This window comes from Streptomyces sp. NPDC001348 (assembly GCF_053597535.1).
In genome coordinates, this window is sequence record NZ_JBSFIK010000028.1 from 109,596 (window position 1) to 119,083 (window position 9,488).

Here is a 9,488-nt window from a genome sequence, read left to right on the forward strand (position 1 = left end):
GGGACGGCGGCGGTCAGACCGGCAGCGGAGACGGGACCGGAAAGACCGACGGCGGCTGGGACGGCGGCGGGCAGGCCGACGGCGGCCACGACTGCGCCGAGCCCGGCGGCGACCCTTCCTGCGCCCCGCCCACCATCGGGCACGGAGTGAACGCGGGCGAGGGCGGCGCCTTCGCCGGCTCCCTGCCCGCCCTGGTCGCCGGCGCGGTGCTGATCGCCGCATCGGGCGCGGGCGCGGTCCACCGGATGCGCCGGCGCACCTCCGGGTACCCGGGGCTCTGAACGGACGGCAACACGGACTGCGCGGAGGCGGACATGCAGCGGACGGACCCGGAACGCAACGGCTCCGCCCGTCCCGGCCCCCACGACCACCACCCGGCCCACCCGCGTCCCGCGGCCGGCCCCGAAGGCCACGGCCCCGTCCGCTACGGCCCGTCCCTGCCCGGCGACGGACTGCCCGTCCTGCCCGAACTCTCCGCGGTGCTCGCCGCCGCCGCGAACCACGCCGAGGCCCGGCCCGTGGGCGGCGGCCCGGCGCTGCTGGAGGCGGCGTGCGGGTACTGGACGCGGCGCGGCCTGCCCACACAGCCCCACCAGGTCGTGGCCGGCCCCGGTGCCCCGCCGCTGCTGCTCGCGCTGACCGCCGCGCAGGGCGGTGACGTCCTGGTGCCCCGTCCCTGCGCCGCCTGGTGGGCACCGTACGCCCGCCTGCTGGGCAGACCCGCCTTCCACGTCGCCACCCCCGCCGAATCCGGTGGCGTCCCCGACCCCTACGCGCTGCTGGAGACCGTACGCCGTGTCCGCGCCGAAGGCGGCGACCCGCGACTGCTCGTGCTCTCCGTCGCCGACGACCCGACCGCCACCGTCGCACCGCCCGAACTGCTCCACGAGACCCTCGAGGCGGCCGTAGGCGAGGGACTTCACCTGGTCAGCGACGAGACCTGGCGCGACACCCTGCACGCCCCGCACGAGACGGTGCTGATCGGCCCGGCCGAGATGCTGCCCGACCACGTCACCGTGGTCACCGATCTGGCCGGCTCCCTGCTGCCGCCCGGCTGGCCCGCCGCCGTCGCCCGCTTCCCCGCCTCGGACGCCGGAGAAGCGCTCCACGCGCGCGTGCTCGACATCCTCACCGCGCTCGGCGCGAGCGTGGCCGGACCCGTCGCGGCCGCCGCCGGGTACGCGCTGGACGAACCCGAGCCCGTCACTGCACGCCGCGACGCCGCCGTACGGCTGCACGCGCGCGTGGCCGCGGCCGCGCACGCCGCCGTCACCGCCGCCGGCGCCCTGGCCCGGCCGCCGCAGGCGGGCCGGCACCTCTACGTCGACCTGGAACCGCTGCGCACCGCGCTCGGCGGGCACGGCGTCGGCGACGCGCAGGAACTGGAGGACTTCCTCACCGCCCGGCTCGGCATGCCCGCGCCCGGCGGCCACCGCTTCGGCGACGACCTGGCGGCGCTGCGCGTGCGGCTCGCCACCGGTCCGCTTCTGGGCGGCACGGACGAGGAACGCACGGAATGCCTCACCTCACCCACGCCGTTGGAACTGCCACACGTGCAACGCGTGTTGATCTCCTTGAGATCGGTCTTCGACGATCTCCGCGACGACGCTCAGCGATGGGAGCCTCCTCGATGACGCAGCAGTCCGAGTCGACCACCACCCAGACCACTTCGGAAGCCGACGATCCGACGGCCACGTCACCCCTCCCGCTCCCCGGCCCCCCGCTCGCGGAACCCCGCCCCCTCGGCGAGACCAGAGTGTGGCCGCGGACCTTCCACAACCGGCTGACCGCTCCGCTGCCCGGCCTGAAGGCCATGGCCCGCTTCGCCCGCGAAGGCGCCGTACGTCCGGGCCGGGAGGGACTCGCCGACATCCCACGACTGCCCTACGCCCCCGGCCGCCTGCCCCGCGTGGATGCCCGTACCGTCGCCGTCACCTGGGCGGGCCACGCCAGTTGGGTGGTGCGCATCGGCGGGCTGACCGTCCTGACCGACCCGGTATGGTCCCGCCGCATCCTCGGCACCCCGGCCCGCATCACGCCCGTGGGCGTCGACTGGGACGAACTGCCGCGCGTCGACGCCGTCGTCATCAGTCACAACCACTACGACCACCTGGACGCCCCGACCCTGCGCCGACTCCCGCGCGACACCCCGGTGTTCGTGCCCGCGGGCCTCGGCCGCTGGTTCAGGCGCCGCAAGTTCACCGCCATCACCGAACTGGACTGGTGGGAGGCGGCCGAACTGTCCGGTGTCCGCTTCGACTTCGTGCCCGCCCACCACTGGTCCAAGCGCACCCTCACCGACACCTGCCACAGCCTGTGGGGCGGCTGGGTCCTCACCGCCCCCGACGGACAGCGCGTCTACTTCGCGGGCGACACCGGATACGGCCACTGGTTCTCCCGCATCGGCGACCGCTACCCCGGCATCGACCTCGCCCTGCTGCCCATCGGCGCCTACGACCCGCGCTGGTGGCTCAGCGACGTCCACTGCGACCCGGAGGAGGCCGTGCAGGCCGCCCTGGACCTCGGAGCGCGCCGTATGGCGCCCATGCACTGGGGCACCTTCGTCCTGTCGGCCGAACCGGTGCTGGAACCCCTGACCCGGGTCCGCGCGGCCTGGGAGAAGGCGGGCCTGCACCGGGGGGACCTGTGGGACCTGCCGGTGGGAGGCTCCAGGGTGCTGCCCTAGTGGGTGCCTTGTGGATCGTCCCGGGTCGCGGGGCACCCCCCTAGCCGGCGTCGGCCCTGACCGCCCGGCGGGCCCTGCGCCACACGCTCGGGGTCGCGCTGACCAGCACGGTCAGCGCGACCGCCGCCACCACGCCCTCCCAGGGACGGGGGAACAACGACCCGCCGAGGATCCCGATCACCTGATAGGTCGCGGCCCATGCCAGGCACGCGGGCAGGTTGCCCCGCGCGAAGCGCCTGAGCGGCCACTCGGCCATCAGACAGGCCAGCATCACCGGGATCCGCCCCGCCGGCACCAGCCGCGACAGGACCAGCACCGCCACGTTGTGTTCGGCGAGTTTCTCCTGCGCCTGCGCCAGCCGGTCCTCCGGCGCCCGCGCCCGGATGGCCGCCAGCCACCGCGAACCGTTCTTCGAACCCATACCGCGCCGGCCCAGCCAGTACAGCGCCGCGTCCCCGAGGAACGCGGCCAGCGACGCCGTCACGAACAGCAGCGCCAGTGAGAAGGGCGCGGTCTGATGGAACGCCACCACAGCCGCCGAACTCACCAGCGCCCCGGTCGGTATGACCGGCAGCAGCGCCCCGAGCAGCACCAGCAGGAACAGCGAGGGATATCCGATCGCCCGCTGGGTGGACTCGGTGGGCAGCACCGACACCACGGCGGCCAGCCGTATCACCGGGCGACCTCCAGGCGCACGCTCTCCCCGTGCCCGAGCCGGTACACCGCCACCTCCGGCGCGTGCACCGCCGCCAGCCGCACGAACTCCTCACCCGGCGCGTGGAACTCGTGCGGACGAACCGCGTCCATGCCGATCGGCCAGTACGTCCCGTAGTGCACCGGCACCGCACTGCGTGGCGCCAGCCGGGCCAGCGCCCGCGCCGCCCGTCCCGCGTCCAGGTGACCGTCCCCGAGGTACGGGCCCCAGCCGCCCACCGGCAGCAGGGCGACATCCGCCGGCCCGACCTCCTCGGCCATCGACTCGAACAGACCCGTGTCCCCGGCGAAGTACGTCCGCGCCTCGCCCTCGACGACGTACCCGAGCGCGGGGGAGCGCTGGGGCCCCACCGGCAGCCGCCGCCCGTCGTGCCGCGCGCTCACCGCCCGCACCACCAGCGGCCCCACCTCCACACGGTCACCGGGCACCACCTCGGTGACCCGCAGCCCGGCGAGCCGGCGCAGCCCCGGCACGGCGCGGGGCGCACCCCGGGGCACGAGCAGGCGCGTGCCCGGCGCGAGCCGGGCCAGCGAGGGCAGGTGCAGATGGTCCGCGTGAAGGTGCGACACCAGCACCACGTCGGCGTGCCAGGCCCCGGGCGGGGGGAGCGCGCCCCTGCGCCGGCGCAGATGCGCGAGTCGGCGGGCGAACAGGGGATCGGTCAGCACTCGTGTGTCCGAGTCCGCGACCGTGCAGGTGGCGTGACCCCACCAGGTGATCTCCACCGGCACCTCTTTGCCTCCTTCGCGCGACTCCCCCGAAGCCTACGGGCAGGAGTAGGGTCGGCGGCGAAACCCGGAGGTGAGGGGGACGCCATGGGACAGGTACGGGGTGCCTCCGGCAGGGCCGCGCTGGTAAGGGTGACCGCGATCGCCAGTCTGACTCCTCTCGAGGAGCTGGAGATCGACCCGTTCCTCGTGGACTCCCGCAGCCAGCACGCCATGTGCGCGCGATGGGCCGCCGAGCACGGTTACGTCGTCGCCCGGGAACTCCTCGTACGACGGCTGCGCCCCGACCACAACGCGCTGTGGGACGGCGTCCGCCCCGGACTCGACCTGTTCGTCGCCCCCAGCCGCCGCGTCCTGGAGTCCGCACTGTCCTCCGTCGAGGAGTTCACCGCGGAGTGCGCGCGTCGCGGAGTACGGGTGGAGACCGTCGGCCGGGCCGAACCCCGCTACGACGCACAGATGAAGGCGCGGGTCCACCGCAGGCTCTCCATGCCCACCGCCGGGTACGACGGCCGGTAGCCACGACCGGCCTCCGTCGCCGGGCCGCCCGTGTGACAGGGTGGGGGCGTCAACGCCCGCGGTGGCCGCGGGCCGGGGACCTCGAAGGGGTGCGGGGCGTGCGTGGCGGGCGCTGGCGGCGGATCGCCGGTCAGATCGGGCGGAGCATCGCGGTGTGGGCGGTCTCCACCCTCACCATGCTCGTCCTCGCCGGCCTCCTGCCCGACTTCCACCTGCGGTCGTCCGGCAGCGACAGCGCCACCCGGATAGCCGTCACCGCCGCCCTCGGCGCCGGCGCCTTCGGCATCCTCTCGGCCGTCGTGTGGCCCCTCCTCGTCCGGCTGCTGCTCCTGGTACCCGCCCTCGTCCTCGGCCTGCTGGTGTTCTTCCTCAACGGCTCGCTGCTGCTGCTCGCCCTGCGGATCAACCCCTCCGGAGACAGCGAGGCCGCACCCGAGACCGCCGTCATCGTCGCCGCGGTGATGTCCGCCGTCGCCTCCGCCACCGGCGCCGCCCTCACCGTCCGCGACGACGACGCCTACCGGCGCCGGCTCTCCCGGCTCGCCCTGCGCCGCCGCAGATCCCGCCCCCGCTGCCCGGAGACGCCCGGCACCGTCTTCGTCCAGCTCGACGGGGTCGGCCACGACGTACTCCGGGACGCCGTAGCCAAGGGGATGATGCCCACCGTCGGCCGCTGGCTGGCCGTCGGCGACGGCGAACGGCCCACGCACCGGCTCACTCCCTGGCGCACCGACTGGTCCAGCCAGACCGGGGCCAGCCAGCTCGGCATCCTGCACGGCAGTACCTTCGACGTCCCCGCCTTCCGCTGGTACGAGAAGGACAGGGGCGAGGTGATGGTGTGCAATCGCCCGACGAGCGCCGCCGAACTGCAGCGCCGCGCCATATCGCATACAGACGACGGCGGACTGCTCACCGACGACGGAGCAAGCCGCGGCAACCTCTTCAGCGGCGGCGCCGACGAGCAGGCCCTCGTCCTGTCCATAGCCGGCCGGCGCCGCGGCCGCGAGAACCGTTCCCGGGCCGGTTACTTCGCCTACTTCTCCGACCCCGCCAACGCCGTCCGCACCGCCCTGTCCTTCATCGCCGACGTCGGCCGTGAAATGGGCGAGTCCACCCGCGCCCGGATACGAAGACAGCGCCCGCGCGTGGGCCGCGGCGGCCTCTACCCGTTCATCCGCGCCTTCGCGACCGTCGTCGAACGGGACGTCGTCGTCGCCGCCGTGATGGGCGACATGCTCGCCGGCCGCACCGCCGTCTACGCCGACCTGGTCGCCTACGACGAGGTCGCCCACCACTCCGGGCCGCGCAGCCGGGACGCCGACAAGGTCCTGGCCCGGCTGGACCGGTCCCTCGTCCTGATCGCGAACGTCGCCGAACACGCCCCACGCCCCTACCGGATCGTCGTCCTGTCCGACCACGGACAGAGCCCCGGCGAAACCTTCCGGGCCCGCTACGGCCTCACCCTCGCCGACCTCGTCCGCGCCGGCTGCGGCCTGCCCGTCCCGCGCAAGGCCGAACGCACCCACAGCGGAGCCGAGGCCCGCGCCGCCGTACGCGCCGCGCTGCGCCGCCCGGACGAGACCCGCGGCGAACGGCACAGACCCGCGCCCCACACGGAGCCGATCGTGCTCGCCTCCGGCAACCTCGGCCTGATCTCGTTCCCCGACGTCCACCACCGCATGACCAAGGAGGAGCTCGACGCCCGCCACCCCGCCCTGCTCGCCACCCTCGCCAACCACCCCGGTATCGGCTTCCTGCTGGTGCGCAGCGCCCGGCACGACGGCGTGGTGCTCGGTCCGTACGGCGTCGAGATCCCCCTCGGCCGGCTCGACGACGAACCCGGCCCGCTCGCCGTCTTCGGACCCGGTGCGGCCGACGCCGTCCGCCGCACCCACTCCTTCCCGCACACCGCCGACATCATGGTCAACTCCTTCCACGACCCCGCCGACGGCGAAGTCCTCGCCTTCGAGGAGCAGATCGGCTCCCACGGCGGCCTCGGCGGCCCCCAGTCCCGTCCCTTCCTGCTGTCCCCCCTCACCCTGTCGCCGCCCGTCGACGACGGAGCGGAACTCGCCGGGGCCGAGCAGGTGCACCGCGTCCTGCGCCGCTGGCTGCGCGAGCCGGGCGAACCGGAGGCACCGGCCGGCGACGCCGCCGAGGCGGCCGCGACGGGCCGGGACACGAGGGGCCGTCTGAACGCCGCCCGCCGTTCACCGCGGGTGAACCGGGTACTGCGGGTGCCGCGGGCCGGAATGTGATCGGATGGGCACGACGGAACCACCCGCGAAAGGACACACCGTGGCAACCACGCGCACCGCACACACCGTCTGGGAGGGCAACCTGCTCGAGGGCAACGGCGTCGTCACGTTCGACTCCTCCGGCATCGGCGAGCAGCCGGTGTCGTGGCCGTCGCGCGCCGAGCAGGCGAACGGGAAGACCAGCCCCGAAGAGCTGATCGCCGCCGCCCACTCCAGCTGCTTCTCGATGGCGCTGTCGCACGGCCTGGCCGGCGCCGGCACCCCGCCCACCAAGCTCGTCACCTCGGCCGACGTCACCTTCCAGCCGGGTGAGGGCATCACGGGCATCCACCTGACCGTCGAGGGCACCGTCCCCGGTCTCGACGACGACGCCTTCGCCGCCGCCGCCGAGGACGCCAAGAAGAACTGCCCCGTCAGCCAGGCCCTCGCCGGCACCACCATCACCCTGTCGGCGAAACTCGCCTGACCTCGCGCTCCGGACCGGTGCCGCGCCCTCCGAGCGGGGGCGCGGCACCGTCTCGTCCGGCCCCCTGGGGGTACCCGCCATTGACAACGGCCCGCTCGGGTTCTGTGCTGGGAGGGCGGCGGGCGCCGGCACCCTGGCGGAAGGGGACGACTGATGGCACGCGCGGTCGGAATCGATCTGGGAACCACCAACTCGGTGGTGGCCGTCCTCGAAGGCGGCGAGCCCACCGTCGTCGCCAACGCCGAGGGGGCGCGGACCACCCCGTCGGTCGTGGCCTTCGCCAAGAACGGCGAAGTGCTGGTCGGCGAGGTCGCAAAACGGCAGGCCGTCACCAACGTCGAGCGCACCGCGCGCTCCGTGAAGCGGCACATGGGCGACGCGCACTGGCGCTTCCCCGAACAGGGCTCCGTCGACGGCACCCGCTACCGGGCCCAGGAGCTGTCGGCACGTGTGCTGCAGAAACTGAAGCGGGACGCGGAGGCCTACCTCGGCGAGGACGTCACCGACGCGGTGATCACCGTACCGGCGTACTTCGACGACGCCCAGCGCCAGGCCACCAAGGAGGCCGGCGAGATCGCGGGCCTGAAGGTCCTCAGGATCATCAACGAGCCGACGGCCGCCGCCCTCGCCTACGGCCTGGACCGGGGCGAGGAGCAGACGGTCCTCGTGTTCGACCTGGGGGGCGGCACCTTCGACGTCTCCCTCCTGGAGATCGGCGACGGCGTCATCGAGGTGAAGGCCACCAACGGCGACACCCACCTCGGGGGCGACGACTGGGACCAGCGGATCGTCGAGCACCTCGCGAGCCGCTTCAAGGGGCAGTACGGCATCGACCTCACCGGCGACAAGATGGCCGTGCAGCGACTGCGCGAGGCCGCCGAGAAGGCCAAGATCGAGCTGTCGTCGTCGTCCGAGACCAGCATCAACCTGCCCTACATCACCGCCTCCGCCGAGGGCCCGATGCATCTCGAGGAGAAACTGACCCGGGCTCAGTTCCAGGAACTCACCGCCGACCTGCTCGACCGGTGCAAGACCCCCTTCCACCAGGCGGTCCGGGACGCGGGCGTCCAGCTCTCCGCCATCGACCACGTCATCCTCGTCGGCGGCTCCACCCGCATGCCCGCGGTCACCGACCTCGTCAAGGACCTCACCGGCAAGGACCCGCACAAGGGCGTCAACCCGGACGAGGTGGTCGCGGTCGGCGCCGCCCTGCAGGCAGGCGTCATCCGCGGCGACGTCAAGGACGTCCTCCTCCTCGACGTCACCCCGCTGTCCCTGGGCATCGAGACCAAGGGCGGCATCATGACCAAGCTGATCGAACGCAACACCACGATCCCCACCCGACGCTCGGAGATCTTCACCACCGCCGCCGACAACCAGCCCTCGGTCGGCATCCAGGTCTACCAGGGGGAACGCGAGATCGCCGCCTACAACAAGAAGCTGGGCGTCTTCGACCTCACCGGCCTGCCCCCCGCTCCGCGCGGCGTCCCGCAGATCGAGGTCGCCTTCGACATCGACGCCAACGGGATCATGCACGTCTCGGCCAAGGACCTCGCGACCGGCCGCGAACAGAAGATGACCGTCACCGGCGGCTCCGCCCTGCCCAAGGACGACATCGACCGCATGATGCGGGAGGCCGAACAGTACGCCGAGGAGGACCGCAAACGCCGCGAGGCCGCCGAGACCCGCAACCAGGCCGAGCAACTCGTCTACCAGACCGAGAAGTTCCTCCGCGACAACGGCGACAGGATCCCGGCCGACACCAGGACCGAGGTCGAGTCGGCGTGCACGGAGGTCAAGAGCCTGCTGGAGCAGAACGCCGAGACGGGCGCCCTGCGCACCGGCGTCGAGAAACTCGCCACCGTCAGCCAGAAAATGGGCCAGGCGATGTACGCCCAGGCCCAGCAGACCCCCACGGACACCGCCGAACAGCACACCAGGGCCGAGGGCGGCGAGGGCGACGAGGGTGTGGTCGACGCGGAGATCGTCGACGACGAGAAGGACACCAAGGGCGGAGCGGCCTAGTAGTGCTTCGTTAGGTTCTGGCTCTGGTTCTGCGTGTGGTGAGTGGTCGGCCGCAGGTGGTGCAGGTGCCGGTCCAGCACCTCAGCAGGTC

Annotated in this window: 8 protein-coding genes and 1 pseudogene; 7 read left to right on the plus strand and 2 right to left on the minus strand. The window is 73.4% G+C overall.

The genetic code is table 11. From position 1 onward, the window contains the following. The 3 genes and pseudogenes from ACWC21_RS26895 to ACWC21_RS26905 all read left to right on the plus strand — a co-directional run. Positions 1–281, plus strand: a pseudogene (locus ACWC21_RS26895) (hypothetical protein); the annotation flags it as partial. Positions 282–314: 33 nt separating this feature from the next. Beyond that, complete coding sequence (locus ACWC21_RS26900; RefSeq protein WP_450885400.1) at positions 315–1,634, plus strand: aminotransferase class I/II-fold pyridoxal phosphate-dependent enzyme; 1,320 nt, start codon at positions 315–317, stop codon at positions 1,632–1,634. Further along, complete coding sequence (locus ACWC21_RS26905; protein ID WP_450885401.1) at positions 1,631–2,686, plus strand: MBL fold metallo-hydrolase; 1,056 nt, start codon at positions 1,631–1,633, stop codon at positions 2,684–2,686. The genes ACWC21_RS26900 and ACWC21_RS26905 overlap by 4 nt, the downstream gene beginning before the upstream one ends. Before the next feature lie 40 nt (positions 2,687–2,726). On the opposite strand, the gene ACWC21_RS26910 is transcribed toward ACWC21_RS26905, so the two are convergent. Continuing rightward, complete coding sequence (locus ACWC21_RS26910; protein ID WP_450885402.1) at positions 2,727–3,362, minus strand: DedA family protein; 636 nt, start codon at positions 3,360–3,362, stop codon at positions 2,727–2,729. Then, a complete protein-coding gene (locus tag ACWC21_RS26915; protein WP_450885403.1) occupies positions 3,359–4,132 on the minus strand; it encodes an MBL fold metallo-hydrolase in 774 nt (257 codons plus the stop codon). The genes ACWC21_RS26910 and ACWC21_RS26915 overlap by 4 nt, the downstream gene beginning before the upstream one ends. Before the next feature lie 84 nt (positions 4,133–4,216). Here ACWC21_RS26915 and ACWC21_RS26920 point away from each other — a divergent pair, with 84 nt between their 5' ends. The 4 genes from ACWC21_RS26920 to dnaK all read left to right on the plus strand — a co-directional run bounded on the left by ACWC21_RS26920 (position 4,217) and on the right by dnaK (position 9,397). After that, positions 4,217–4,648: a hypothetical protein gene (locus tag ACWC21_RS26920; RefSeq protein WP_450885404.1), complete on the plus strand. Its 432-nt coding sequence runs from the start codon at positions 4,217–4,219 to the stop codon at positions 4,646–4,648. Between the two features lie 89 nt (positions 4,649–4,737). Continuing rightward, a complete protein-coding gene (locus tag ACWC21_RS26925; protein WP_450885405.1) occupies positions 4,738–6,906 on the plus strand; it encodes a phage holin family protein in 2,169 nt (722 codons plus the stop codon). A gap of 40 nt (positions 6,907–6,946) precedes the next feature. After that, positions 6,947–7,372 carry an OsmC family peroxiredoxin gene (locus ACWC21_RS26930; RefSeq protein WP_450885406.1) on the plus strand — a complete coding sequence of 142 codons (426 nt, stop codon included), beginning with the start codon at positions 6,947–6,949 and terminating at the stop codon, positions 7,370–7,372. 153 nt (positions 7,373–7,525) lie between these two features. Then, the gene (gene dnaK, locus ACWC21_RS26935) at positions 7,526–9,397 is read left to right on the plus strand and encodes a molecular chaperone DnaK (protein WP_450885407.1); all 1,872 of its coding nucleotides are present in this window, start codon (positions 7,526–7,528) and stop codon (positions 9,395–9,397) included. Positions 9,398–9,488 lie beyond the last annotated feature (91 nt).